The 25,903-nt window shown below is 64.2% G+C and carries 15 protein-coding genes; 9 read left to right on the top strand and 6 right to left on the bottom strand.

Annotation, left to right across the window (positions count from 1 at the left end):
- Positions 1–219: 219 nt before the first annotated feature.
- The 4 genes from BMY67_RS15135 to BMY67_RS15120 all read left to right on the top strand — a co-directional run bounded on the left by BMY67_RS15135 (position 220) and on the right by BMY67_RS15120 (position 5,010).
- Complete coding sequence (locus BMY67_RS15135; RefSeq protein ID WP_092773121.1) at positions 220–912, top strand: hypothetical protein; 693 nt, start codon at positions 220–222, stop codon at positions 910–912.
- 163 nt (positions 913–1,075) lie between these two features.
- Positions 1,076–1,933: a formate dehydrogenase accessory sulfurtransferase FdhD gene (fdhD, locus tag BMY67_RS15130; protein WP_092773119.1), complete on the top strand. Its 858-nt coding sequence runs from the start codon at positions 1,076–1,078 to the stop codon at positions 1,931–1,933.
- Positions 1,934–2,079: 146 nt separating this feature from the next.
- Positions 2,080–2,406, top strand: a complete 327-nt coding sequence (locus BMY67_RS15125; protein ID WP_092773117.1) for a DUF7009 family protein — start codon at positions 2,080–2,082, stop codon at positions 2,404–2,406.
- A 57-nt stretch (positions 2,407–2,463) separates the two neighbouring features.
- On the top strand, positions 2,464–5,010 hold the full coding sequence (locus tag BMY67_RS15120; protein WP_092773115.1) for an FdhF/YdeP family oxidoreductase: 2,547 nt from the start codon (positions 2,464–2,466) through the stop codon (positions 5,008–5,010).
- Between the two features lie 105 nt (positions 5,011–5,115).
- Here BMY67_RS15120 and tamL read toward each other — a convergent pair whose 3' ends face one another.
- The 6 genes from tamL to BMY67_RS15090 form a co-directional block, all read right to left on the bottom strand.
- On the bottom strand, positions 5,116–7,572 hold the full coding sequence (gene tamL / locus BMY67_RS15115) for a translocation and assembly module lipoprotein TamL (RefSeq protein ID WP_177189853.1): 2,457 nt from the start codon (positions 7,570–7,572) through the stop codon (positions 5,116–5,118).
- 128 nt (positions 7,573–7,700) lie between these two features.
- Complete coding sequence (locus BMY67_RS15110; RefSeq protein ID WP_092773111.1) at positions 7,701–12,893, bottom strand: translocation/assembly module TamB domain-containing protein; 5,193 nt, start codon at positions 12,891–12,893, stop codon at positions 7,701–7,703.
- Between the two features lie 279 nt (positions 12,894–13,172).
- Positions 13,173–14,864, bottom strand: coding sequence for a TPM domain-containing protein (locus tag BMY67_RS19050; protein WP_143069851.1), 1,692 nt, complete (start codon positions 14,862–14,864; stop codon positions 13,173–13,175).
- Positions 14,861–17,392 carry a DUF4132 domain-containing protein gene (locus BMY67_RS15100; RefSeq protein ID WP_092773109.1) on the bottom strand — a complete coding sequence of 844 codons (2,532 nt, stop codon included), beginning with the start codon at positions 17,390–17,392 and terminating at the stop codon, positions 14,861–14,863. Before BMY67_RS15100 ends, BMY67_RS19050 begins: the two co-directional genes overlap by 4 nt.
- Before the next feature lie 72 nt (positions 17,393–17,464).
- Positions 17,465–17,857 carry a hypothetical protein gene (locus BMY67_RS15095; protein WP_092773107.1) on the bottom strand — a complete coding sequence of 131 codons (393 nt, stop codon included), beginning with the start codon at positions 17,855–17,857 and terminating at the stop codon, positions 17,465–17,467.
- 46 nt (positions 17,858–17,903) lie between these two features.
- Entirely contained in the window at positions 17,904–18,380 is a 477-nt protein-coding gene (locus tag BMY67_RS15090) for a hypothetical protein (RefSeq protein WP_143069850.1), read from the bottom strand.
- 325 nt (positions 18,381–18,705) lie between these two features.
- On the opposite strand from BMY67_RS15090, the gene BMY67_RS15085 reads away from it, so the two are divergent.
- The 5 genes from BMY67_RS15085 to BMY67_RS15065 all read left to right on the top strand — a co-directional run bounded on the left by BMY67_RS15085 (position 18,706) and on the right by BMY67_RS15065 (position 25,766).
- The gene (locus tag BMY67_RS15085; RefSeq protein WP_092773103.1) at positions 18,706–20,055 is read left to right on the top strand and encodes a hypothetical protein; all 1,350 of its coding nucleotides are present in this window, start codon (positions 18,706–18,708) and stop codon (positions 20,053–20,055) included.
- Between the two features lie 120 nt (positions 20,056–20,175).
- Positions 20,176–21,540 (top strand): hypothetical protein, encoded by a 1,365-nt coding sequence (locus BMY67_RS15080; protein WP_092773101.1) that lies wholly within the window; start codon positions 20,176–20,178, stop codon positions 21,538–21,540.
- A 2-nt stretch (positions 21,541–21,542) separates the two neighbouring features.
- Entirely contained in the window at positions 21,543–22,547 is a 1,005-nt protein-coding gene (locus BMY67_RS15075) for an SPFH domain-containing protein (protein WP_092773100.1), read from the top strand.
- A gap of 54 nt (positions 22,548–22,601) precedes the next feature.
- On the top strand, positions 22,602–22,859 hold the full coding sequence (locus BMY67_RS15070) for a hypothetical protein (protein ID WP_092773098.1): 258 nt from the start codon (positions 22,602–22,604) through the stop codon (positions 22,857–22,859).
- A 180-nt stretch (positions 22,860–23,039) separates the two neighbouring features.
- Positions 23,040–25,766 (top strand): 4-alpha-glucanotransferase, encoded by a 2,727-nt coding sequence (locus BMY67_RS15065; RefSeq protein ID WP_092773096.1) that lies wholly within the window; start codon positions 23,040–23,042, stop codon positions 25,764–25,766.
- Positions 25,767–25,903: the final 137 nt, after the last annotated feature.

The following is a 25,903-nucleotide window of genomic DNA, read 5'->3' as shown; positions in this document are numbered from 1 at the left end:
GGAGCTTTCCTGCAATTGGGGGGAGGCTCCCGGGCGTTCCGGGAGCTTTCCAACGATTGGTTTTGCCTTCCCGGGCCTTCCGGGAGGAGCTAAACGATTGGTGGAGGGCTCCCGGAAGGTGGGGAAGGAAATAAACGATTGGATAAGGGTCGGGGGAAGTGGCGGGAGTTGCCGACAAATCAATACATTAGGCGCGTCATTCACCCTTATTCCCGTTTTATGTTATCGCCCAAATCGGAGGAGCTGAACCCGGCTCCGGTTACCAAAAAACGCATCGGTCAGCTGCCCACCAGCGCCGTGCCGCTGGCCGCGCTGGCCTCCAACGCCGCCCGTGCCTGGGCCGCTTCGGAGTTGCCCGCGCTGCTGTGGCTCGCCAAAGCCGACTTCACGGCCCTGGCCGCCAGCTTTGCCCAGAACCGCGACGCGGCCGAGGCCGCCGGCGACCAGCGCAGCCCCCAGGCCCGCCGGCTCCAGGAGCTGGACCAGCAGCTCGATAAGAACCTGCGCTACGTGAAGGCCTACCTGGCCGAGGAGCACGAGCAGGACCAGGGGCGGGCCTACTTCCCCGAGTTCGGTATCATCCGGGAAGGCAAAGCCTACCAGCTGCCCACCGCCCGCGCCGAGCGGGCCAAGGCCCTGCCCAAGCTGCTGGCCGCCCTCAAGGCCCACAGCTTCGACAAAAAGAAGTACGGCACCGCCTACTGGCAGCCCCTGACCACCGAGTACGCCCAGCTGGTGCAGCAGAGCACCGACACCGCCGGCCAGCGCAGCACCCAGGTGGGCCAGAAAGACCAGACCGAAAAGCAGGTGCGCCGGGCCCTGCGCGCCCTCGTCCACCAGCTCAAAGCCAACTACCCCGACACGGCCGAGGCCCGCCTGCGCGAGTTCGGCTTCCAGAAGGAAGGCTATTAGGGCCGGAGTAACGCGAACTTTGTAGTTCGCGGTCCCGCGCCGTTGGAGGAGCTTTAGCGGTGCGGGGCCGCGAACTACAAAGTTCGCGTTACTGCGCCGCGCAACATAAGGCAACCCCGTGTGTTGGTTTCCTGACGCGCGCCTTCTACTTCCCTCCTTCGCCATGCAAACCCTGCTCCCGCCTACCAGCTACGAATACGCCACCGTGCAGCAGGTGCGCGGCGCCACCGTGCAGCCGGCCACCGACGTGCTGGCCGCCGAGGAGCCGCTCGAAATCCGGGTGGGCTTCGGGCCGCTGGGGCAGCGCGAGTACCGCACGCTGGCCATCACCATGCGTACACCCGGCCACGATTTCGAGCTGGCCGCCGGCTTCCTGCTCACCGAAGGCCTGCTCACCGGCCCCCAGGACCTCCAGGGCATCCTCTACTGCCCCGACGTAAGCAAGGACGAGGAGCGCGAGAACGTAGTGCGGGCCGAGCTGGCCCCCAACGTGCAGCCCGATTTGCCGCGGCTGGAGCGCCACTTCTACACCAGCAGCAGCTGCGGCGTGTGCGGCAAAACCAGCATTGCTGCCGTACACGCCGCCGGCTGCCCGCGCCTGCCCGCCGGCGGGCTGCAAGTGCCCATCGCCGTGATTCATGCCCTGCCCGAGCGGCAGCGCCAGGCCCAGGAGCTGTTCGAGCAAACCGGCGGCCTGCACGCGGCGGCCCTGTTTTCGGCCAGCGGCGAGCTGCTGCTGCTGCGCGAAGACGTAGGCCGCCACAACGCCCTCGACAAGGTGATAGGGGCCGCGCTGCTCGCCGGTCAGCTGCCGCTGCACCAGGCGGTGCTGCTGGTCAGCGGCCGGGCCTCGTTCGAGCTGGTGCAGAAGGCGGCCGTGGCCGGCATCCCCGTGATGGCCGCCGTGGGCGCACCCTCCTCCCTGGCCGTATCCGCCGCCCACGATTTTGGCCTCACGCTCTGCGGCTTCGTGCGCCAGCAGCGGTTTAACATCTACACCCACCCCGAGCGGATTGGGTAACCCCACCCCCGGCCCCTCCCCTCCGGGAGAGGGGTGCGTTCAACGAGTGGTTACACTCGCGTCTGGCACCCCTCTCCCGGAGGGGAGGGGCCGGGGGTGGGGTGCACCAGCAGAACAATCTCTCGCCAAACCCCAAAACCCCGCCCATGAAACTCCGCCTCGATGAAACCTCCCTGCGCCTGCGCCTCGACTCGGCCGAGGTAGCCGAATTCGGCCGGACCGGGCTCCTGGAAACGGCCGTGCCGCTGGGACCGGGTGCGGCCGGGCAGCTACGGTACTCGCTGGAACGCGACGCCGAAGTGCCAGCCCTGACGCTGCGCCCGGAGCCGGGCCGCATCCGGGTGCTGGTGCCGGCGGCGCAGGCAACGGCCTGGGCGGGGTCCGACGAAATCAGTCTGCGCACGAAAGTGGAAGTGGCTGAAAACCAATTCCTGCTTATCTTGGTAGAGAAGGACCTGGGCTGCGCGCACTGATGCGGCCGCTACGGTCCGGCTTACGTTCCCTATCCCACCTTTGCTATTCGCTTTCCCATGGAAAATTCTCCTGCCACTGACCCCGGAAAAGCCGGCCAGACCAACGAACAAAAGGCCGACCACGCGCCTAAAAGCGGCGAGCGGCCCGACCAGGGCCAGGCGCCCGCCCCCGACAACTACGACCCCACCAACCGCAACAACGTGCCCGAGCCCATTAAAGCGCCCGACGTGGCCAACGCCAAGTACAACCACCCCATTCTGGCCCAGCCCCCCGAGGCCCTGACGGGCCTGCGTCTGGAGCCCCGCCAGACGGTGGCCGCCGGCGTTACGGCCGTTATCAAGAGCATGTCGTTTAGCTGGGGCGAGGGGGGCCTGGACCGTGGTACCAAGGGCCTGCTGAACATGAACCAGAAGGATGGCTTCGACTGCTCAAGCTGCGCCTGGCCCGACCCCGACCACCACCGCTCCATCGCCGAGTTCTGCGAAAACGGCGCCAAGGCGACGGCTTCGGATGCCGACGACAAGGCCTGCGGGCCCGAGTTCTTCGCCCGCCACAGCCTGGCCCAGCTCTCGCAGATGACCGACCGCGACCAGAACAACGCCGGCCGCCTCACCCACCCCCTGGTGCTGCGCCCCGGCGACAACCACTACAAGCCCATCGAGTGGGCCGACGCCTTCCAGCTGATTGCCACCGAGCTGAACGCGCTGGCCTCGCCCGACGAGGCCGTGTTCTACACCTCGGGCAAGGTGCCCAACGAGCCGGCTTTCCTGTTCCAGCTCTTCGCCCGGCAGTTCGGCACCAACAACCTGCCCGACTGCTCCAACATGTGCCACGAAAGCAGCGGCGCCGCCCTGAGCAGCACGCTGGGCCTGGGCAAGGGCTCGGTCACGCTCAACGACATTCATGAGGCCGAAGTCATTATGATTATCGGCCAGAACCCGGGCACCAACCACCCACGGATGCTGAGCGCCCTGCAGCTGGCCAAGCAAAACGGGGCCAAAATCATCAGCGTAAACCCGTTGATTGAGGCCGGCCTGAACCACTTCAAGAACCCCCAGGATTTCATGAACCCGCTGAAGGCCCTGGGCGCGCTGCTGGGCAACGGCACGGTAATAACCGACGTGTATTTGCAGGTGCGCATTGATGGCGACATGGCCCTGCTACGCGGCATTATGAAGCACCTGCTGGCCGCCGAGGAGCTCAATCCCGGCCAGGTGTTCGATTTCGATTTCATCAACAAGTACACCGAGGGCTACGAGTCGGCCATTGCCAACATCAAGGCCACGAGCTGGGAGGACATTGAGGAAATAAGCGGCATTTCGCGCGCCGACCTGCTGGAGGCGGCCAACCTGCTGGCCAACAAGAAGAAAATCATCATTTGCTGGGCCATGGGCCTGACCCAGCAGCGCCAGGGCGTGCAGACAATTCAGGAGCTGGTGAACCTGCTGCTGCTGAAGGGTGCCATCGGCAAGCCTGGGGCCGGCACCTGCCCGGTGCGCGGCCACTCCAACGTGCAGGGCGACCGCACGATGGGCATCTGGGAGCAGATGTCGCAGGATTTCCTCGACCGGCTGGGCGCCGAGTTCAACTTCACCTCGCCCACCGAGCACGGCTACGACACCGTGGACGCCATCAAGGCCATGCACCGGGGCGACGTGAAAGTGTACTTCGGCCTCGGCGGCAACCTGCTGGGCGCCGGCCCCGACACCGAGTTCATTGCCGAGGCCATGCGCAAGCAGAACCTCACGGTGTACGTGGGTACCAAGCTCAACCGCGGCCACCTCACCACCGGCAAAACGAGCCTGCTGCTGCCCTGCTTCACGCACGCCGACATCGACATGCAGAAAAGCGGCCACCAGATGACTTCGTGCGAAAACTCGATGGGCGTGGTAAGCCAGAACAAGGGGGTACTGGAGCCGTTGCGCGGCCAGATGCTGAGCGAAGTGGCCATTCTGGCCGGCGTGGCCATTGCCACGCTGGGCGAGAAAACCAACATTGCCGACTGGGTGGCCATGACGGAGAACTACGACGTTATCCGCGACCATATTGCGCGGGTGATTCCGGGCTTCGAGAACTTCAACGAGAAGCTGCGGCGGCCCGGCGGGTTTTACCTGCCCAATGGCCCCCGCGACCGGAACTTCACGACCAAGGACGGCATGGCCCACTTCACGACCACCGAGCTGGAGCGCTACGAGGTAGGGGCCGACGAGCTGATTCTGATGACCGTGCGCAGCCACGACCAGTTCAATACCACCATCTACGACTACAACGACCGCTACCGCGGCATTCACGGCGAGCGGCGCGTGCTGTTCATGAACGCCCAGGACATGGCCGACCGCGGCCTCAAGGCCAAGGACCTCATCGACATCACCAGCCACTACAACGGCCAGGACCGCACCGTCGAGAAGTTCGTGGCCGTGCCCTACGATATTCCGAAAGGGAACGTGTCGGCCTACTTCCCCGAGGCCAACCCGCTCGTGCCCATCGGCAGCGTGGCCAAGAAGAGCAATACGCCCACCTCGAAGTACGTGCGCGTGACCGTGGTGCCAGCCAGTAAAACCGTGGGTGCCCCGGCGGAAATCCGCATGGCAGTGGAAGCCTGATTTTGAGCTGTTAGCTGAAACCCGAAAGGGCCCCGCACTTGGTTAGGTGCGGGGCCCTTTCGGGTTCTGGGCAACGGGCTTTTGAACGGAGGCTAACAGTTCTGATTAAAAAGGATACCCAATGCCGAGGTTCAGGCGGAGGCCTTCGTAGCCAACATGGCTCTTCTTGTAAGTATCAGTAAGTCCGGGGGGGAGCGGGATTTCGGAATTCCGCCGGACTTTGATTTCCTTGTTGGCGTAGGGGTAGCGCACGGGCACGGCGGCATCGAGGCGGATGACGAAGAACTGCACGTCGATGCGCAGGCCCACGCCGGCACCCACGGCCAGTTCCTTGAAAAAGGAGTTGAACTTGAACTGGCCGTTTTTACCGTCGGCCACGCCGTTGTTGCCTTCCGCGTCGGTGCTGGTGGTAGTGTAGGTGGCGCGGGCGGGGTCGCCGTTCACCAGCCAGATGTTGCCCGCATCAATAAACACCGCTCCTTTCACGTACGGAAACAGGTCCTGGCGGTACTCCACGTTGCCTTCGATGCGGATGTCGCCCACCTGGTCGTAGAAGCCGCCGTTGGAGTCGTTGGCAGGGGTGCGGTAGGTGCCGGGGCCCACGCCGCGGGCGGCAAAGGCCCGCACGCTGTTGGGGCCGGCGATGCCGTACTGTTTCAGGTAGGGCAGCACGCTGGAGTTGAGGTAGGGAATACCGGCCCCGATGAGCAGCCGGGCCGCTAGTTTGTTGCCGCTGGCCGGATTCACTGACGTGCGGTAGTAGTTGCGCAGCTCCAGGTTTAGTTTGGAATACTGCGAGAAGGCCTGCCCCGCAATTTCGTACGCGGGCCGTTGGCCTTCGGGCGCCTGTTTGTCGGCCCCGCTCAGGTTCTTGAGCAGGTAGGCCAGGTTGCCCGACAGCTCCAGGCCGCCGCTGAAGTAAATCTGGTTGCGGCGCTGCTCCAGCACCTGCTGGTTGTAGGTATAGGTGTAGCTGCTGCCCAGAATGAACTGCTGGCGGAAGCTCTGCTTGAGGAAGGGCCTTTGCTCAAGCAGGCGCTTGAAAACGTCTTCCTCTTTGCTCAGGCGCACATACTGTAAATCGACGGGTTGCAGGCGGTGCTCGTTGGTGAGCTTGGTTTTCCAGCTGTAGCCGTAGCCCAGGTTGAAGACGTTCTGTTGGAAGTACTTGGTGCGCAGCACGTACTTGGCGCCCGCCTCGAAGAAGGTGCGGGGCTGGAAATCGGAGTTGCGCAGCCGGATATCGAAGGGCGGCGTAATCAGGCGGGGCACCAGCAGCTGGGCATCAATGCCGAACTGGGTGGAGGTAACGCCCGACAGCGCACCCTTGCCCGTTTCGGCCGAGGCCTGGGCGTTGATGAGCAGCTGCTCGGCCCCGCGCAGCGCCGAGCGGTTGCGGTACTGCACCACCAGGGCCGGCCCGGTAAACAGGTTGGAGGCGTTCATCTGCACCTCGGCCCGCAGCGACTTCTTGGGCACCTGCGTCATGCGCACGATGGCGTTCAGAAAGCCATATTGCAGCGAGTCGGGCTTGTTGCGGGCGGGCCGGAACTGCTGGTCGACGAAGCGGAAGGTGCCCAGGCTCATGAGGCGGCTCAAGGTCTGGTCGGCGCGGCGGCGGCGGTAGAGGCTGTCGGGGTACAGGAACACGGCGTTGGTAATAGCCCTGGCCTTGAACACCGACTCGTCGGGGTAGTAGCGGTAGCCCCGGTAGTTGATGGGCGTTTTGTTGGTGGTCGTGTCCTGGAGCGTGTAGTCGGTGTTGAGCACCACGCGGTTGAGCACGTAGGGCTGGGCGGCCTTGGCCGGGATGCTGCCCTTCACTTTCACGTACACGTTCACCTGGTTGTTGAGGGTGCTATCGACCTGGAACAGCAGGTAGTCGGGTGCGAAATAGTAGTAGCCCTTGTTCTTGAGCTCGTTGTCGATCCGCACCCGCTCGTTCACGAAGGTTTGCAGGTTGTACGGGTCGCCCGCCTTCAGCAGCGAGGCAGCCTGGGTGGCCCGAATGTCGCGGTCGAGCAGCGTGTCGCGCTCGGGGAAAAACACCTCCTTGATGCGGTACACATCGTTCACGCGGGCCTCGTAATCGACCGAGGCCGTGCGCTCTTCGAGCTTGACGTTGGCGCGCACCTCGGGCTTGAAGAAGCCGTCGTTGTTGAGGCGGTTGAGCATCAGCCCGGCCACCCTGGCAGTATCGACCTTGCTGAAGAGCACCGGCTCCTCGCCGTACTTGTCGGCCAGCCAGTGCCCGATACCCTTGGTTTTGCCCACGCCCATGTGCCAGAAGTACAGCTTGGGCCGCAGCCCCAGAATGGACGAGTTGGGCTTGGGCGCAATTACGGCTTCCAACTCGGTCTGCACTACCGCCTCGTTGGGTATTTCGGAGCCGGTGTTCGACTTAAGCTTAACGGTGCTGCCCGTGTAGAGGCGGGCGCCATCGGGGATGAACTTGAGGCCGCTGCACCCGGCCAGCCCGGCCAGCAGCAGCCCCGCCGCCAACCGGCGGCCGGAGCGGATAAAGCGGGAGAACAGGGGGCGGGGAGGTTGAAGTTGGGGCACTGGCTGATTCATTTTGGGACGTCATGCAGAGCGGAGCGAAGCATCTTGCGTGCTGACATTGGGTAACCATTACAATGTCAGCACGCAAGATGCTTCGCTCCGCTCTGCATGACGTTCTTTTGGTTTCTCTATTTACTGCTTGTTGGCCGCTGCCCGGCTACGCGCGCTGAGTCGCGGCGCGGCACGGTGGTGGTAGTTTTTACCGAGTCGGCGGCGGCTTTTTCTTCCTGCTTCTGCTGCTTCCGGATTTCCTTGTTGCGCTGCTTCACATCCTTGTCGATGCCCTTGAACAGCTCGGCGAAGTTCTGGTAGTCGCGCTGGTAAATCAGCGAGGCACCGTTGCGCACATACTGCCCGTCGATGTCGCCGTAGCCGTTGTTGCGGTAGGCACGCAGGCGCAGGCGGCCGTTGGCCAGCACGTCGTACTCGATGCTTACGTCGCCGGCAAAGTCGCTTGCGCTTTGGCTGTTGCTGGTTTGGTTGCCGCCGCCCAACGGTACATCGGTGCCCAGGCGCACAGTTATGCGGTCGTTGAACAGCTGCCGGCGCACGGCCACGTTCAGGTCGGTGCGGGTTTTTTCGGAGCCCGACGAGAAGTCGGCCTGCGAGTTCACGCCCAGCTCCACGCCCAGGTTGGAGAGGTAGGAGCCGGTGAGCTTGTTGAGCTGCTCGGTGAGCACCTGGCTGGCACTGCCGCGCAGCTGCTCGGCCACAATGCTGCCGCCGCTGCTCTCGAAGGGGTTTTCGGCCAGAAAGCGGTTGAGCACCAGCAGCGAGAACACCTGCTTGTTCAACTCGTCGGTCTGGCTGGGCTGGCGCAGCTGGGCCAGGCGGTTCTCAATCTGGGGCCGCAGGGGCGAGCGGGAGTCCTCGGGCAGCTGAATATCGAAGCTGATGGCGGGCTTGAGCAACTCCCCGGCCACGTTCAGGTACACATCAAACGGGATGGTGTTGCGGGCCGTCGATTTCAGGTCTTCGCTGTTCGAGCCCTGGCCCGACAGCAGCTCGGCCGGCGCGGCCTTGGCCACGTAAATGGCCGACACGTCGGCAGCGCCGGTGTAGGGGTCGCCGGCCCAGGTGATGGTGCTGCCCTCGGCAATTTCGAAGTCGCGCTCGGTTACGTCGTAGAGCGAGAGGTGGTACTTGCCGCTTTTCACGGCCAGCCGGCCGCTGAGCGTAATGTTGCCCGCCGGGTCGATGGCCGTGTTGAGCGTGCCGTTGGCCCGCACCTTCAGGTTGTCGCCCGAGGCCTCGTCAATCACAACGGTAAAGGGCGTTTCGTCGGTGACCGTGATGTTGGCCCGGATATCGTAGCCGGCGGCCGTTTTGGCCGAATCCTGCCGGGCCAGCTGCCGCAGCAGCATGGTATCAATCGGGGCGCTCTTGTCCACAAACTCCACGATACCATCGGTGGCTACCTTATCGGCCTCGTCGTTGGGCACGGCCACGAAGAAGTTCGAGCCCTTCACCACGGCGGCCGTCGTATTGACTTTCATCAGGTTCAGGTCGCCGGTAATGCGCGACTTGGAATCCACAATCAGCTTGCCCCAGAACAGCGGGTTTTCGCGCTGGGTGCTCTGCACGGCAATGAAATCCTTGGTGGTGGCATCGAGCCGGAAGCCGTAGTCCACGAAGTTCTGGGTCAGCACGTAGCCATCCACTACGGCCCGGTTCTGCAGCGAATCCAGAATCACGAAGTCGTTGAGGCGGATGCCTTTCTCATCAAACGTGATATCCTGGCGGGGCAGCGTGAAGGGGGCGCCGAGCTGGCTGAGCGTGAAGCCCGCGTCGTTGGTGGTGAGCTGGCCGCGCACCTCGGGGGCGGCGGTGGTGCCGGCAATGGCCAGCCGGCCGCTCAGGTAGCCGGTGGTTTCCTTGATCTGGCCCAGCGAAAAGGGCTCAACGGTGCCGAGGGCAAAGCGCGCAACGTCGGCCTGCATGTCCAAAGCGCCGCTGGCCAGGTAGTCGCCGCTCACGCGCACATCGTTGTTGTTGGGGCCGCCGGTCAGGCGCAGGTCCACAGTGTAGCGGTCGGCGGCAGGGTTATTGGCTTTCAGGGCCAGGTCGCCGAGCAGGGTTTTGCTGTAGGTCAGCCCGCGCAGGCTGGCGTCGGCCGTGAAGGCCATGCCGGGCTGGCCCAACGCTTTCACCACGGCCTGCCCGTTCAGCTCGCCGCCCACCAGCGAATCCTGGAGGCCGCCGGCCTTGGCCAGCTCATTCAGGTTGAGGTTGCTGAACTGGGCCTGGAGGGGGTAGCCGGTGCCGGCCAGGGTTTGCAGCGCGATGCGCTGACGGCCCTGGCTAAGCTCCACGTCTTCGGCCCGGATGGCGCCGGTGTTCACGTTGTAGCGCAGCTCGTTGCCGGGCTGCACGGCCCACTGCTGGTTGTTGAGCACCAGCTTGGGGTCGAAGCTGAAGCCGTAGGAGGCCCCTCGCTCATATACCTGCAACACGCCGCCCAAGTCGAGGTTGGTGCTGCTGTCGTTCTGGGCAATGCGCAGGTGAGTGCCCACCTTGTTGTCGGCAATGCTGCCCTTCAGGCTGGGGTTGGGCAGGTTGAGGGTAGTGTCCTGCCTGATCTGGTCGAGCCGCAGTCCGTAGTCGAGCTTCTGCGGGTCCGACGACACCGCCAAGCGCAACGAATCGAGCTGGTAGCCGGCGTACTTGATGCGGGCAATGCGGGTGTTGAGGCGCAGGTCGGCCTCGCGGCTGTCGAAGCCCCCGGTGAGGGTGAAGGGCGTGAGCTGTTGCAGGTCGGGCACGAAGGCCGAGAACACCTTGGGCTCCTTCACGTCGGCCTTGAACGTGAACTGCCGGTACGGTCCGCCGGGGCGGTACTGCACGCCGGGCAGGTTGAAGTAGCGGTCGATGTGCTGCTCCAAAGCCGTGGCAATGTCGCCGAGGCGGGTGTTGCCGCGTAGCTCAATATCGGCCACTGAGCTGGCGAAGTCCACCTCGGTGCGGCCGGTGCGCTGCACAATCCGCCCGCTCACCGAATCGAGCACGAAAGGCTTGCCATCACTCACAATGGCAATGCGGCTGCCCGAGAACGTACCGTTGATGGTGTTCAGGTCGGAGCCGCTGAGGTTGGCTTTCAGGTCGCCCTGCACGCTTAGATTGCCGCCGGTATAAAAGCCCAGGGCGGTGAGGTTGGCCCCGCGCAGGTTCAGCCGGTCGACGGTATACGTTGGGTTGGAAGCGTTGCGCAGGTCGATGGTGGCCAGCACATCGAGGTTGAGGTTGGGGTCGTCCTTGCTGCTGGCGTCTACCACGTAGCGGTTGCGGTCGATGTCTACCTTGGCCGCAATGCCGTGGTAGGTGTAGCCGTTGTAGGTGGCCTGCTGCACGTTAGCAGTCAGCTGGCCGCGCAGCTGGTTGGGGTCGAGGCCGCCGCGGCCGCTGAGCGTGCCGCTGGCCGTTACGGTGCCAATGGTTGGGTCGCCGATGAGCTTGCCCACGTTGAGCTGCCGGGTGCTGAATACGGCCTTGATCGGCTCCTGGCCGGCAGGGCCCGCGCCCACGTTCACTTTGGCAGCCAGGTTGCCGTAGGTGGTGGTGGCCCGCAAATCGGTATCGAACACCAGCGCCGTGGGCCGGCCCTTAAACGTGCCGCTCACGCTCATCAGAGGTGGCAGCGAGTAGCCGGCCGGAATCGTGCCGCGGGGAACCAGACTTTTAATATCGGCGGCAGTAGTAACGAACTTCTTGATGTCGAGGTCGGCGTAGAGGCGGCGGTCGGTTTCGGGCAGGCCCTGAATGCGGCCGCTGGCCACGAGCTGGGTGTTGCGCAGGCCCACCAATTCAAGGCCCTGGATGCGCAAATCGCCCACCCGGCCGCCCACCTTGCCGCTGAGCAGCACCGACTGGTTGGGGCCGGTGGTGAAGGGCGGGGTGTCAATCAGGTCGGGGGCCAGGTAGAGAATATCGCGGAAGCCCAGGCGGGTGTCGCGCAGGTCGGCCTCAATTTGCAGATTAGCCAGGTCGTCGGTTAGGGCGTCGAGGCTCTTGTACTGCATGGCCAGCGTGCGGCGGATGCGGGTGTGGGGCGTTACCAGGTCGAGGTTGTCGAGGCGGGTCTGGGTCGAGTCGAACACCACGTCGGCCTGGGCGCGGGTTACGGCAAAGCCGCTCTGCTCCTGGCCCGCAAGCTGCGTGATGCGGCCGGTGGTGCTGTTTTCGGAGTAGCGCAGGTTCTCGGTGTTCAGCGTGAGGTTGCTGAACTTGAGGTGATTATAGTCCATGCCCCGCACTTTGGTACGCTGGGCCGGCTGGTTGAAGTTGTCGAAGGCCACGTCGACCCCGCTGATATCGGACTCCCTGAGACTCACTATCCAGCTGGCGTCCTGGTTGGTGGCGTTTTCCACCGATTTGTTGAGGTCGCGCACGGCCTCGGCGGGGTTGATGACGCGCTGCTCGGTGGGCACCTCCTCGTTCTGGGCGTAGGCAAAGGTGGTGTTGCGCAGCGTGAGCTTGTTGAGGGCCACGCGGCTGTTTATCAGGTCGATGTTGTCGGCCGTTACCTCGGCCTCGCCGATGCGGGTGGTAATGTACTGGGCCGAAGGGCGGTTGCGGTAGGTCAGGGCCACGTTATCGAGCCGGGCCTTGTTGAGGCCGAACTTCAGCGTCAGGGCCGCTGTATCGGCGGGCGAGTCGGGCGGCACCTTGGTTTGCACAAAGTTGATGGTCGCGTCCTTCAGCGCCACCTCATCCACCTTGTAGATGGAGTTGTCTACGTCCACCTCGTCCATGTTCAGGGCCAGCGCGCCCACTTTGGTGCGCAGGTTCAGCCCGTCCACTTCATCCTTATAAGTAAGGAGCACGTTGGTTAGCCGGGCTTTGCCGATGTCGTAGGTGAAGCCCGAGCCGGTGGTGTCGGCGGCCGTGGTGGGGTTCACGGTGGCCGTGTCGCCGGTGGCAAAGGCGTTGAGGATGAAGTCGTAGTTGCTGATGCTGTCGGGCTCGGTGCGGCTGATGGCAACGCGGCCATTGTCCAGCTCCAGGCTGCTGACCTTGATTTTCGACTTCAGCAGCGCGAAGATGTCGATGTTGACGCCCAGATGACCCACCGACACGAGCGTGTCGCCCTTCTGGTCGGCCAGAAACACGTCGTCGAAGCTGATGGTGTTGCGAAAGTCGGAGCGGAACTTGCCGATGCGCACATCGGTCTGGAGCTTGTCGCGCAGGTACTTCTGGGCCTGATTGGCCACGAAATCCTGCCCCGAGGGCGTCTGGACGTAGAAAAACAGGCCGACCACTATAAGCAGGATCAGCCCAACCAGCCCCAGCAGGGCGTATAAAATGCGACGCAGGTAAACCGGCAAAAGACGAAAAGTAGAGGTCGGAATAGAGAAAGCGAAGCCTGACAGACGCGGCGGATGACGGCCGGCCGCGTTTCAGCTCCCGGTACGGAGCAGGACGTTTTCGCGGTTGGCCACAGCTAAGTCAGCCAAACGGAAAAACCGGCCGCCGGGTTTGCGCCACCCGCCCGATTTACGGCTCAGCTTGGCTCCAGCCGCAGCCGGGCCGGGCCGGCAAGATAGGCAGTCAAAAATCAGTAGCCTCAAAATCAGGCTACTAGCCGGCGCAAAACCACCACCTGCTTACCAGCTACTACCCGCCCCGCCGCCACCCGACGAACCGCCGCTGCTGCTGGAGCTACTGCTGCTGGATGAGGAGGAGGACGAGTAGCTTCCCCCGGAGGAAGAGCTGCTTTCGGACTTGCGCGCGATGGTGAACCGGGCCTTCTGCTCGTGTTGGCAGAATTTACAGCGGAACCTGTTCCAACCCCAGCCGGAGGCGGAGGTAGTGGCAGCCCTCACCGTTTCGGAACTTTCGAGGTCCAGCGTCAGATAGTGACAGGCCGGGCACTGCTTGAGGGCGCTGTCGGGGTTGGCGTAGGCCAGTTGCAGATAGTGGCCATTGGGGCAGGCCCACACGTCATAATCAACCGACTCCACCATTTCTTCGGTCTGCTCGCCGGCCGTGAGGTAGGGCTTTTCGGCGGTGCCGTCGAGCTTGTGCATGGGCTGGGCGCAGTCGGGGCAGGTGTAGGGGTCGTTGCGCAGGTGGGCCAGCCGGCGACGGTGCCAGGGCCAGTACCAGGCCAGCACCAGCGGGAACAGGTAGGCTGTGAAGCCCAGATAGCGGTGCGTCCGCCGTAGCCGCTGATACTGCCGCCGCCGGCTCAGGCGTTGCCACTGGGGCTGCCGGGTGCGCCGGTAGAGGTGCAGCAAGTACCCATGCACCGCCAGCAGCGGCAGCACGTAGGCCAGCACCAGCCACGACACCCAGGTGAGCGAAAACAGCGCTATTACAAAGGTCCAGAAGCCAAACTGCCCGAGGCGCTCCTTCTTCTTTTGGGGGTCCGAAGTGCGCAGTATCAGCAGCAGAATCAGTGCCGGAACTCCCAGTGTGAGCAGCCAGCCGCCCCATTGGCCCAGAAACGACGGGGCCGGCTCGGCCAGTTGGTTGGCGTCCTCGTCGTAGCCCGGCGAAGCTACCTCGGGTTGCATCTGGTAGGCTTCGGGAGCGACTTCCAAAGGGGCCTGCTCCATTGGCGGCGGGGGCGTGGCCAGCTCTGCATCCGGACCGAGCGGGATATCGGGGACGAGAGCGGGAGTGGTCAACGACCCGGCCAGCTCGCGAATGAGGGCATCTACGCCGGCCTGCACGGCCGCATCGGTGCGCCCGGCTTTCAGTTCGGGCACCATGTACTGCTGCTGAATGCGGAAGCAGGTAACGTCGGGCAGGTCGCCTTCGAGGCCGTAGCCGGTTTCAAACTCCACCCGGTGCTGGTCCATCACCAGCAGCAGCAGCAGGCCGTTGTTCTTGTCCTTGTCGCCGATTTTCCACTGGTTGAACAGGGCCGTGGCCGCCGTCTTGGGCGCTTCTTCGCCGATGCTCTGCACCAGCACCACATCAATATGGGCGCGCCCCCGCTGGTCGAGGCCGGACAGCTGGGCATTGAGGGCGGCCACCGTGCCGGGTTGCAGCAGCGAGTCGGGGTCGCTCACGTAGGTTTCGCCCAGGCTTTTGGGGTCGGGAATGGCCGTCAGGTAGTTGTCGGCCGTGATGCGGCCGGCCGGCTGCTTGTCCTGGCAGCCGCCGAGCAGCAGAGTCAGCGGCAACAGCAGGCAAAGGAGTAGTTGGGCGTAGAGCCTGGGCATGAGCAGCAGCCGAATACTGAACTGACAGTGCGGCTGCAGGCGCGGCCAGAACTCAGCCAACCCTTCGGCCTCCCCGGCAGCTCGCAAATCCTGGATAGTTTGCGGGGGCAGGGGTTCGTCGCTCACAGCTGGCGCAATATTGTTTCGTCGGTAATCTTGTCGTCCTCCATCAGCAGCAGGGCTTTGCTCAGGATGATGGACAGCACGGCGTCGCCCTCGAAGGGCAGGAAAACGTCGGCGCTGCCCGTGGTTTTGGCCGAGCGGTCGGGTACGATGCACAGGTACTGGTCGTTGGGCTCCATGAGAATGTTGCCCGAGCCGAGGTGGATTTTATAGATGTGCCGCGTACCGCGCACCACCAGGAAGTTGCCCTTGATTTCGCTCACCCTGCCGATTTTGAGGCGGGGTACCAGCCGTTCCAGGGCCAGCTTGCGGTTTTTGGCCACTTCCCCCAGCTCGCCGAAGCTGTAGGTTTCCCAATAGGTGCGAAACTGGACCAGCCCGCCGTTGTCGCGCCACTGCGGGTCGTTGCCCACCGAGGCCACGCCCACGAACAGGTCCACGTCGCGCATGGCTTCCGAGAGCACCAGCGGCGGCACCTGGGTCAGCGGCACCGGCTCGTCGTTGCGCACGAAACGGACCTGGTCGGTGCTCACGTAGTTGTAGATGCCGGTGTCGTTCCACTCGCCATCGGCATCCACCTCGCTCACCCAAAACTCGGCCGTCAGATTGTGCGCGGGCAGGGCCAGGCTGGCCATGTCGGACTCGTAGCCTTTGTCGTAGGCGCCCAGCAGGCTGTAGCGCCAGCCCCGCAGCTTGGCCAGGCTGTTGAACTGGTGCTGCTTGAGCACGTGGGCGGCCATGCGGTTGGAGTAGGTGTTGGTACGCTCCTCGGGCGGCGTGAGCAGGTACACCTCGCGGTAGGCCTGCTTGAGCGGCTGGCGCAGCTGCCAGCCATCCAGCAGCTGCCGCCAGGCCAGCACCTCTTCGGCCGGGGCCAGCACCGGGTGCCAGAGCTGTAGTTCGGTTTCGGCCGTCGGCGCGGGCACCGGCCGGCCCTGCGCGTCCTGCCAGGCGTCCACCCGAAAAATTGCGTCCTGAAACGTGCCATCGGGCTGGTACAGCCGCCAGATGAGGGGGCGGGCCAGCAAGGTCATCAGGCCGTGATGGAGGTAGTACTGCTCAAACCAGGGCCAGGCAATGCGGCGGCCTTCCACGAAGCTGCGGTCGAGCCGGTCGCGCTGGGCGGAGTAGGTTTGCTGGGCGTTGGTCTGGGCCGCTTTCAGTTCCTTCAGCTCGTCGGCGTGAGTGGCTTTGAGAGCTGCGGGGGCACTTTTCAGAGCCTTGTCGCCCTTCTGCCAGCGCAACTCGGCCTTGCCCGCCACCAACTCCAGCGTAGCGGTGTAGTCGCCCAATTGCTCAGTAAGCTGGCCGTTTTCGAGGCCGAAATCGGGCACGGCCATGTCCTCAATCTCGGCCGGACTCACGCCCAGCTTCACCGACTCCTGCTCGATATACTTGGCAATGAGCGTTTGCGTGTTGCTCTGGCGGATTTTGCCGCGCACCCGCGCCAGGGCCGCCACGCCGGGCAGGCCGTTTTGCGACAGGGCCAGCAAGGCGGCGTTGCCCAGCCCCACGGCCAGCGGGCCCTTGCCCGGAATCTTGCGGAAGCATTTGGCCACCAGCGCCGTGAGCTGGGCCAGCACCGCCGCGTCGGCCAGCGGCTCCAGGGTCCAGACGAGGCCCTTGGCTACTACCGTGTTAGCATCGAGCAGGTAGGTATAAGTGGTGTAGGTATAATTGTGGCTGGTGTGGCTTTCCTGCTCCACGGGCATAGCCAGCAGCAAATCCAGCCAAATCCGGCCCTGCTCGCGCACAACCTCGGCCCCTACGGCAGCGGTGGCGGCGGCCAGCTCCTGGCGCAGCTTGGCGGTGGGCTGGCCGGCGGTGGCCTTTGGCCAGAGTTGCAGCAGTTGCAGCCAGGGCCGGGTGGCTGAGTTAGCCGGGTCAAGATCGGCCACGAACTGCCCGAGGGCTACGCCAAAAGGGTCGCCTTCGGCAAACACCACTACGGGCACCCCCTGGTCTCCCTCGCCCTCTCCCAGAATCTCATGCATCTTCCGATGAATCTTCAAATCGTCGGCGTTGGTGCCGGCCGTGTAGTCGCGCAGGCCTTCCAAAAACGTGCGCATGGCCGGGCCCAGCTCCTGCTGCCTGGCCAGCTTGGCCACCTGGTTGATGGCCAGCGTCAGGGGAAAGGGATAAAGGGGGCGAACCTTGCCGGGCCGGCCGAAGGTGAGGCCCGCCTGGGCAAACAGGCGCAGGTAGTCGTCTTCGGTGAGGCTGAGCCGGGTGCGCAGCAGTGCCGACAGCACCTCATCAAGCACCCAGCGCACGCGGTAATCGTAGCGCCGGGCCGATTCGTTGCTGGCTCGCGCCAGGGCCGCGACCAGGGCCAGCACCAGCCGGCTCTGGTAGGCCATATCCTGGGTTCGCACTGCCTGATAGGCGGGCAGGTCGTTGAGTCTGGTGGTGTAATCTTTGTCCAGTACCTGCGGTAGCAGTTCGGCCAGTACCGGCTGCATCTCCACCGCTTCGGGGCTGGGGTCCTGAAGAATGGCCGGATCGAACTTGCTTTCTTTTTGAGAGGGCATAGGAAATTAGCGAGCGGCCGGGGTGGCCACGGAGTTGAACAAGCAAAGAAAACGGGCGAGCCGCCTCACAACTCAGCCGCCGACCAGCGGCGTGAGCTTCACGAAGCTGACGGTGGCCCCGTCGCCCAGCCACACGGTGTCGTCCAGGCTTTCGGCCTGCCGGTCGTTCACCAGCACGAAGAAACCGTTCTGCTGAAACGCCTCCAGGGCGCGGTACTGCTGCTGCTCGCCGTCGATGCGCTTGGTGGGCCGCAGCTTGTAGCCGTTGAGCGCCCGCTCCGATTCGGTGGGCTGCACCAGGCCCTGGAACACGCCGTTCTGCCGCTCGTTGTAGGCCGCTACTTCGCCCAGCACGCGGCGGGTAATCATTTCGCGCACGGTGAGGGTTTCCTGGCTGATTTCCAGCTCCAGGCGGTTGATGATGCTGCCGCTGGCGGTTTCGTCGAGGATGGTGAGTAGGGGCATAGCAGAAAGGGTTTAGCGGGTAAGATAGGCCTTCCCTGGAACAACATCAGGCATTGTCGAAGCCAGCGGTCCAGGCGTAGTAGTAGTCGCCGGCCCAGCGGCGCAGGCGGGGAAACAGCCACTCGGCAGCCCGCGGGGCCAGGTTGAAGCCCTTATCGTCGTCGATAATCGGGTCTTCCTCAAAACCCGTGAGGGCGTGGTGGCGGGCGGCGGCGCACAGCAGCAACTGGCCTACGGTATCGGCTATTGCCTCACCGGCTTCCCAGTCGCCGGCCCCATGCAGGAGCCGCTGAATGCCCATTTCGGGGTGCCCCAAGTTCAGCAGCACCGGGTCGGCTCCCTCGTCGCCGAGCAGAAAGAAATCAGGATTCCAGCCGGGGATGGGCTGTTGGGTGACAGAATTCCACCTGTAGCCGTCCTGGCGTGCCCCCAACCGGGACAGGCCATAAAGCTCCAACGGGTTGCCTACCGTATCAAAGTAAACGTCCTCGGCCGGGGCCACGCGGTTGAGGTAGTCTATCAAGTCGGGTGGTAGCGGGTGAGCGTATTCGGCACCGAGCCGGGCTGCCGCGCCGCCGTGGCCGAACCCGAAAGGATTTTTGCCAGGCCAGAACTGGCCGATTTCAGCAAGCGCGCTTTCCAAAGTCATAGGGTTCATCTCCGTATTGCTAAAAGACTGGCCCCTGGCTCAGCCGATTGAAAACGTGCTATGTTCGGGGTGCGGCTATTACCGGCCGCCCCCCACCGGTTACGCCGGCAACATAACCAAAGTATAGCGGGGGCGTAATTTTTGGGAGTCGTACTCCTTCCGCCGCGGGCCCGCTGCTGCCCCAAGAACTGCCTTTTGCATGGCCAAATCGATTAAAGCCCTCAAGTGTCCGCAGTGCGGCAGCGCGCAGAAAACGGAGGTTCGCCCCGAGCATTTCCGCTGCGACAATTGCGGGACTGAGTACTTCCTCGACAACGACGATATCAACATCAACTACACCGAGCGGCAGACCGCGCCGACCGGCGTACCCGACCGGGTTAAGAAGCTGGCGGCCATTGCCTTCGGCGCTTTGTTTCTGCTGTTTCTGCTGTCCAGGCTGTTTGAGCCCGATGCGCCGGTGTACGTGGCCCCCGGCCGGCCCGAGCCCGTGGCCGAGCAACCCGCCGATACCACCTACCGCTGGATGGGGGCATCCGAGCACCTGTACCTGACGGCCAGCGGCCAGCCGGTGCTGCTGGTGATGGGCGCCCGGCGCTACGAAATAACGGGGGGCGGGCGCCTCGGCAGAGCCGAAGCGGGCGACAGCTGCTATGCCAGCTTCTACGCGGCCGAAACCGGCCAGGAGCTCAAAAGCGTTGCGTTGCCCGAGCTCAATGGCGAGTCGTCGCCCAGCCTGCGCTTCGCCGATTTCGAGGGCGGCGACTTGTACGCAATAGCCGATGAGAAGCGGCTCTACGCCATCGACAAGGAAGCCTACCGGGTGCAGGACGTGACCAAAACGCTGTTCCAGGGGCAGCCCGAGCTGAGCAGCGGCGTGGCCAGGCTTCAGCCGGTGCATTACGCGCTCAACGACGGCTTCACGGTGCTCACCAACGACGGTCGCAACCTGCTCTTTTATCCACGCATCAACGAAGTATACACCGAAAAGGCCTACTACAAGGCCCGCGGCGGCATGGCCACCCTACGGCCCAACAGCGTGCTCAAAACCGGTTTCACTTTCAGCACCCAAAGCACAAACTACCCCGACGAGAAGCTCCAGCTTATCACCTACAAGTACCGCAGCAGCCCGGGCGCCCCGCAGGAGCCGGCGCGCTTCAGCTGGAGCCGCGACTACGGGCGGGCGGGCATTTTTACGGGCAACGAGCCGCACAAGAAGTCGCTCATCAACGACTACATGGTGGAGCAGGCCCGGCTGCTGTCGTACCGCGACTTCACGCCCGGCCGGCTGTACTTTTCGCCCGAAGTGGTGGCCATCGACACCGGGCAGGTGCTGATCCGGTTCCGGCCCACGGCCGCCGACGACGCGGTGCCCACCCTGCAAAGCCTGGACGCCAAAACCGGGGCCATCCGGTTCACGGCGCCGCTGCCCGACAAGTTCCGGGCTGAGCAGGTCCTGCGCTACCCCAAAGGCTTTATCGTGCGCCACGACCGCACCCTCCTGCTGCTCAACCCCGACGGCACCACCCGCACCTCAGTCATCATTCCCTGAGCAGCAGTAACGCGAACTTTGCAGTTCGCGCCCCCCGCGCCGTTCAACCGACGCTAATGGCACGGGGCCGCGAACTGCAAAGTTCGCGTTACTGCACCCCGCCTACTTTCCCTTTTGCGCATGGCCAAATCGATTAAAGCAATTAAGTGCCCGCAATGCGGCAGCACCCAGAAAACGGAGGTCCGCCCCGACTTTTTTCGGTGCGACAGCTGCGGCACCGAATACTTCCTCGACAACGACGACATCAACATCAACTACACCGAGCGGAGGATTAGTGCTCCAGCCACGCCCAATCGCCCCGGCCTGATTGCGGGCGTGGTGCTGGGCGTACTGTTGCTGCTGTTCGTGCTGCCCCGCCTGTTCCGGCCGGCTGCCCCTGCGTACGTAGTCAGCACGGGCAATGGGCCGGTGGTGGCGGGCGGCAGAAACGATGAGGATGCTGCGCCTTCCGGCAAGTTTAGCTGGTCGACGACGGAGGAGGAGTTGTACCTTAGTGCCAAGCGCCAGCCGGTGCTGTTTGTGGCGGGCAGCCGCCGCTACGAAAGCGCTTCCCGGCGCTATTCCCGGAGCGAGACGGACACCTGTTTCGCCAGCTTCTACGACGCCAGCACCGGCCAGGAGCTGAAGACTGTGCCCCTGACCGAACTGAACGGCCAGAAGCTGAAGAACCTGGATCTGAAGGCCTTTGAAAACGGCGACCTGTACCTGCTGGCCAATAAAACCAAAGTCTACCAGGTAGACAAAGCGGCCTATACGGTGACGGACGTGACCAAAACGCTGTTCCAGGGGCAGCCCGAGCTGAGCCTCGGCGTGGCCAGCATCGAGCCCGTGCGCGACGGCAACGGGGACGGCTTTTCGATTTTCACCAACGACGGCCGGACTGTATTCTTCTTCCCGCGCAGCCGCCAGGTGTACGACAAGGAGGCGTATTACGAGGCCCAGGGCGGCTTCAAAACGCTGCCGCCCAACAGCGCCACCAAAACCACGTTTGTGTTCACCGGCAAAAGCACGACGTACCCCGAAGACAAGCTCCAGCTCATCAAATACCAGTACCTCAACAACGACGGCGGGGCCAAGCAGGACCCCGATTTCAGTTGGGATGACGACTACGGCGGGTCGGGCATCTTCACCGATGCCGACCCGCACAAAAAGGTGCTCATCACGCCTCGCGGCTTGCAGCGGGCGCGGGTGCTGTCGTTCAGCGACTTTACGCCCGGGCGGCTGTACTTTTCGCCGGGGGTGCTGTACGCCGATGCCGGGCAGGTGCTGATTCGGTTCCGGCCCACGGCCGCCGACGGCAGCGCGCCCGTGGTTCAGGTGCTCGATGCTAAAACCGGGGCCATTAAATTCACGACGCCCCTGCCCACCGACTTCGACCCCGACCAGGCCGTCCGCTACCCCAGCGGCTACGCCCTGCGCGACAACCGTACCACGCTGCTGCTGAACCCCGACGGCACTTTTCGCAAACCCGTAACGCTCCATTAGCCATGGCCTTCAACTTCTTTCGCAATCAGCTTTCGCAGGTAATCCAGTGGCCCAACCCCGCGCCGGGGCTGCTGTTGCAGAAATTCGCCTCGACCAACGACGACGAAATCAAGAATGCGAGCAAGCTGCTGCTGGGGCCCGGCCAGGGGGCGCTGCTCGTGTACGAGGGCCAGGTGGAAAGCGTGCTGACCACGCCAGGCAGCTACAACCTGCAAACCGAAAACCTGCCGTTTTTCACCACCCTCACCAAGCTCCGCACCCAGTTTGAGAGCGAGCACAAGGTAAAAATCTACTTCTTCCGCACCGCCGAAAACGTGAACCAGCCCTGGGGCACGGCCATGCCCATCAAGTATCTCGACCCGGTGTACCAGATTCCGGTGGAGCTGGGGGCCAACGGCAACTTCTCGTTTCGGCTGCTCGATGCCAACCTGTTTTTCGGCGCCGTGGCCGGGCAGCAGGACAGCTTCACGGTGCCCCAGGCCCGGCAGCTGCTGCAGAGCCGTTTCACCCAGGTGCTGACCACCCTGCTGGCCGGGTCGCAGCTCTCGTACCAGCAGATTGACGCGCACCTGGTCAGCCTCTCGTCCCAGCTGCGCGAACGGTTACAGCCCGAGCTGGGCCAGTTCGGGCTGGAGCTGACCGACTTCCGCCTCAACGGCACCGTCTTCGATGCCGACACCCAGGAGCGTATCGGCCGGGTGGCCGACGTAACGGCCGACACCCAGGCCGCCGCCGCCGGGGGCCTCAACTACCCGGAGCTGGAGAAGCTGCGGGCCCTGCGCGACGCCGCCCGCACCGAGGGCGGCCTGGCCGGGGCCGGCCTCGCGCTGGGTGCCGGCGCCGAGCTGGGCAAAGTCTTCGCCGCCCAAACCGAAAGCACCACCAGCGCCCCGCCCGATGCCGACCCCGTTCAGCAGCTACAAAAGCTCAAGCTGCTGCTTGACGAAGGCATTCTCACCCCCGAAGAGTACGCCATCAAGCGGCGGACCTGGCTCGATAAATTATGAGTTGCGCGCCGTAATCCGGCCGTACCAATCCCTCCGGTTTAAACCCTTTCGACCATGAAAAAGCTAGTTGGATTCGCAATTATCCTGGTGGGCCTGGCGCTGGCCGGGCTGCTGGTGCTGCGCATCTGGGGCATCAGCCTGGTCAGCCAGGACACGCTGCTGCGCAGTGGCGCTACGCTGGTCGTGCTGGCCGTCGGCTGGGCCGTGCTCATCATCTGCTGGTTTGCTTTCTTCCGCAACCCCGCCGCCGGCTACGACAGCAGCGGGGGGCAACGGGTGCAGCCCCGGCTGCCGCGCCGCGACCAGAAGTAGGCCGCTGCGGGCCCCGCAGCAGTTGTCAATGGGACACTGCCCAGGCGCTAATGCGGCATTGATTAGGCGGTTGAACCGGCAATTTGGGGGCTGAACCGGTGGTTTTTTGCTCCGAAGAGCGCCTGTTCCAGGCTATTAACCCGTATCTTTCGGACCGGTTTTTACCTGACTCCGCTTCCGATGATTCTTCGTTTTACGCTCCCTTACCGCACCCAACCGGGCCAGCGGCTGGTCGTTTGCGGCTCGCTGCCCGCCCTGGGCCAGTGGGCTCCCGAGGCCGCCCTGGCGCTCCACTACGACGAGGCCACCGGCCACTGGAGCCGCGAGCTGGAGCTGCCCGCCGACCAGGCAGAAGGCAGCTACAAATACCTGCTGCTGGATGAGCGCGACGGCGGCCGGCACTGGGAGTGGGGCCCTAACCGCCTGCTGCCCACTGCCGACGCAACCTTCAGCCGGCTGGTGCTGGCCGATTGGTGGCGGGCTCCCGCGCAACCCGAAAACGAGCTGTTCACGGCCGCCTTCACCGAGGCGCTGTTCCGGCGGCCCACCCCAGCCGCCCCGGCAACGCCCACCACAACCGGCCCGGCCGTGCGCTTCCAGCTAACGGCCCCGCGCGTGGCGCCCGGCGAGCAGCTGTGCGTGCTGGGCTCCGATGCGGCCCTGGGCGCCTGGGATGCCGCCCGGGCCGTGGTGCTGTCGGATGCCGATTACCCCACCTGGACGGCCGAGGTAACACTGGCCGCGCCGGCCGCGGAAGTTCGTTATAAGTACGGCCGCTGGAACCCCGGCACGGGCCAGCTCGTGGAGCTGGAAGCCGGCGACGACCGGCTGCTGGCCGCCGAAACCGACCCGCAGACGCTGCGCGTAGTCGCCGACAACCAGTACCGCTACCTGGCCGCGCCCTGGCGCGGGGCCGGCGTGGCGCTGCCTGTCTTCTCGCTGCGCAGCCGCCGAGGCCTGGGCGTGGGCGAATTTCCCGACCTGAAGCTGCTCGTCGACTGGGCCGTGGCCACCGGCCTGCAACTGGTGCAGGTGCTGCCCATCAACGACACAGTAGCCACCCACACTTGGGTCGACAGCTACCCCTACGCCGCCATTTCGGTGTTTGCCCTGCACCCGCAGTACCTCAACCTGGAGGCGGTGGCCGAGCTGCGCGACCCCGCCGCCCGCCAGGAGCTGGCGCAGTTGCGCGACGAGCTGAACGCGAAGGATTTCGTGGACTACGAGCCCGTGATGGCCGCCAAGTGGCGCTTCCTGCGCCAGCTATATCAGCAGGAGAAAAGGGCTTTTCTGGCTGACGCCGACTTCCACGCCTTCCGCCAGGAGCAGGCGGCCTGGCTGGTGCCCTACGCGGCCTTCTGCGGCCTGCGCGACCGGTTTGGCACCGCCGATTTCAGCCAATGGCCCGCCAAGTTCCGCACCCCAACCCAGGCGGAAGCGCTTACCGATGAGGCCAGCACTGATTTCGACGAGTTCGGCTTGTTCTTCTTCCTGCAGTTTCACCTCGACAAGCAGCTGCGCGAAGCCGTGGCCTATGCCCGCGAGCGGGGCGTGGTGGTGAAAGGCGACCTGCCCATCGGCATCTACCGCCACTCCGTTGATGCCTGGACCCAGCCTGAGCTCTACCACCTGCACCAGCAGGCCGGCGCCCCGCCCGACGACTTCTCCACGACCGGCCAGAACTGGCGCTTCCCGACCTACAACTGGGAGCAGATGGCCCTCGACGGCTACCAGTGGTGGCAGCAGCGCATGGGCCACCTGGCCCGCTATTTCGACGCCCTGCGCATCGACCACATTCTGGGTTTTTTCCGCATCTGGGAGATTCCGGCCCACTCGGTGGAGGGCCTCTTGGGCCACTTTTCGCCCGCCCTGCCCTTTTCGCAGCAGGAAATCGAGCAGCGCCTGGGCTGGTTTGACTACGGCCGGCTGTGCGAACCCTACATCCGCTGGCACGTGGTGCAGGAGGTGTTTGGTGGTCAGGCACAGGCGGTGTTCGATGAGTTCATGGACGCCGACGAGCACGGCGTCATCCGCCTGAAGGAGTTCGTGCGCACCCAGCGCCAGATGGAGGCCGTGATCAACGACAAGCTGGCTGCTGACCCGAACCACGAGGAGTACTACGGCTGGCTGCGGGCCGGCCTGTTCGGGCTGGCCAACGAGGTGTTGCTGGTGCCCGACGACCAGCAGCCCGACCACTACCATCCGCGCATCACGCTGCACCTGAGCCGCTCGTTCCGGGAGCTCGACGCGGCCACCCGCCCGCGCCTGCAGGCCCTCTACGACGACTTTTTCTACCAGCGCCACGAGGGTTTCTGGCGCGAGCAGGGCCTCACCAAGCTGCCGCCCGTGCGCTGGGCCACCAACATGCTCATCTGCGGCGAAGACCTGGGCATGGTGCCCGCCTCGGTACCCGGCGTGATGAAGGATTTGGGCATTCTGGGCCTCAACATCCAGCGCATGCCCTCCGACCCCAGCACCGAGTTCGGCAACCCCGGCACCGCGCCCTACCTAAGCGTAGTAAGCCCCGGCTCGCACGACATGAGCACGCTGCGCGGCTGGTGGGAGGAAGACCGTGCCCAGACCCAGCGCTTCTTCGAAACCATCCTGGGCCACTGGCACGAGGCGGCCCCGTTCTACTGCGAGCCGTGGGTGGTACGCGAAATACTGGAGCAGCACCTGTACTCGCCCGCCATGTGGGCCATCTTCCCGCTCCAGGACATCGTGGCCCTCAGCGCCGAGCTGCGCCGCCAGGATCCGCAGGCCGAGCAGATCAATGTGCCCAGCAACCCCACGCACTTCTGGAAGTATCGTTTCCATCTGCCACTAGAGGAGCTAGCCAAACAAGCAGGCTTTAATGGCGAGGTGCGGGAGCTAGTAAGCTTAAGCCGCAGGCAGCAGGTGTACTAAGCCGGACTTTACTATCAGCCTGCTGTATTACCCATCGGTATTTTATAAATATAAAATTAACAGCAATACATATCACTAACCTAACTCCACAGTAGCGCTATTTATTTTTCTTGCTTTGCCTGCAATCCGGCAGCAGT

It is taken from the genome of Hymenobacter actinosclerus, assembly GCF_900111515.1.
Taxonomy (GTDB): Bacteria; Bacteroidota; Bacteroidia; order Cytophagales; family Hymenobacteraceae; genus Hymenobacter; species Hymenobacter actinosclerus.
Note: the sequence above shows the minus strand (reverse complement) of the source record. Positions and strands in the feature narration are given on the sequence as shown.

Bases quoted from the DNA above. Each gene is read 5' to 3' on its own strand.
- BMY67_RS15135 (WP_092773121.1), top strand. From the start codon at position 220: ATGTTATCGCCCAAATCGGAGGAGCTGAACCCGGCTCCGGTTACCAAA.
- fdhD (WP_092773119.1), top strand. From the start codon at position 1,076: ATGCAAACCCTGCTCCCGCCTACCAGCTACGAATACGCCACCGTGCAG.
- BMY67_RS15125 (WP_092773117.1), top strand. From the start codon at position 2,080: ATGAAACTCCGCCTCGATGAAACCTCCCTGCGCCTGCGCCTCGACTCG.
- BMY67_RS15120 (WP_092773115.1), top strand. From the start codon at position 2,464: ATGGAAAATTCTCCTGCCACTGACCCCGGAAAAGCCGGCCAGACCAAC.
- BMY67_RS15100 (WP_092773109.1), bottom strand. From the start codon at position 17,392: ATGCCCTCTCAAAAAGAAAGCAAGTTCGATCCGGCCATTCTTCAGGAC.
- BMY67_RS15095 (WP_092773107.1), bottom strand. From the start codon at position 17,857: ATGCCCCTACTCACCATCCTCGACGAAACCGCCAGCGGCAGCATCATC.
- BMY67_RS15085 (WP_092773103.1), top strand. From the start codon at position 18,706: ATGGCCAAATCGATTAAAGCCCTCAAGTGTCCGCAGTGCGGCAGCGCG.
- BMY67_RS15080 (WP_092773101.1), top strand. From the start codon at position 20,176: ATGGCCAAATCGATTAAAGCAATTAAGTGCCCGCAATGCGGCAGCACC.
- BMY67_RS15075 (WP_092773100.1), top strand. From the start codon at position 21,543: ATGGCCTTCAACTTCTTTCGCAATCAGCTTTCGCAGGTAATCCAGTGG.
- BMY67_RS15070 (WP_092773098.1), top strand. From the start codon at position 22,602: ATGAAAAAGCTAGTTGGATTCGCAATTATCCTGGTGGGCCTGGCGCTG.
- BMY67_RS15065 (WP_092773096.1), top strand. From the start codon at position 23,040: ATGATTCTTCGTTTTACGCTCCCTTACCGCACCCAACCGGGCCAGCGG.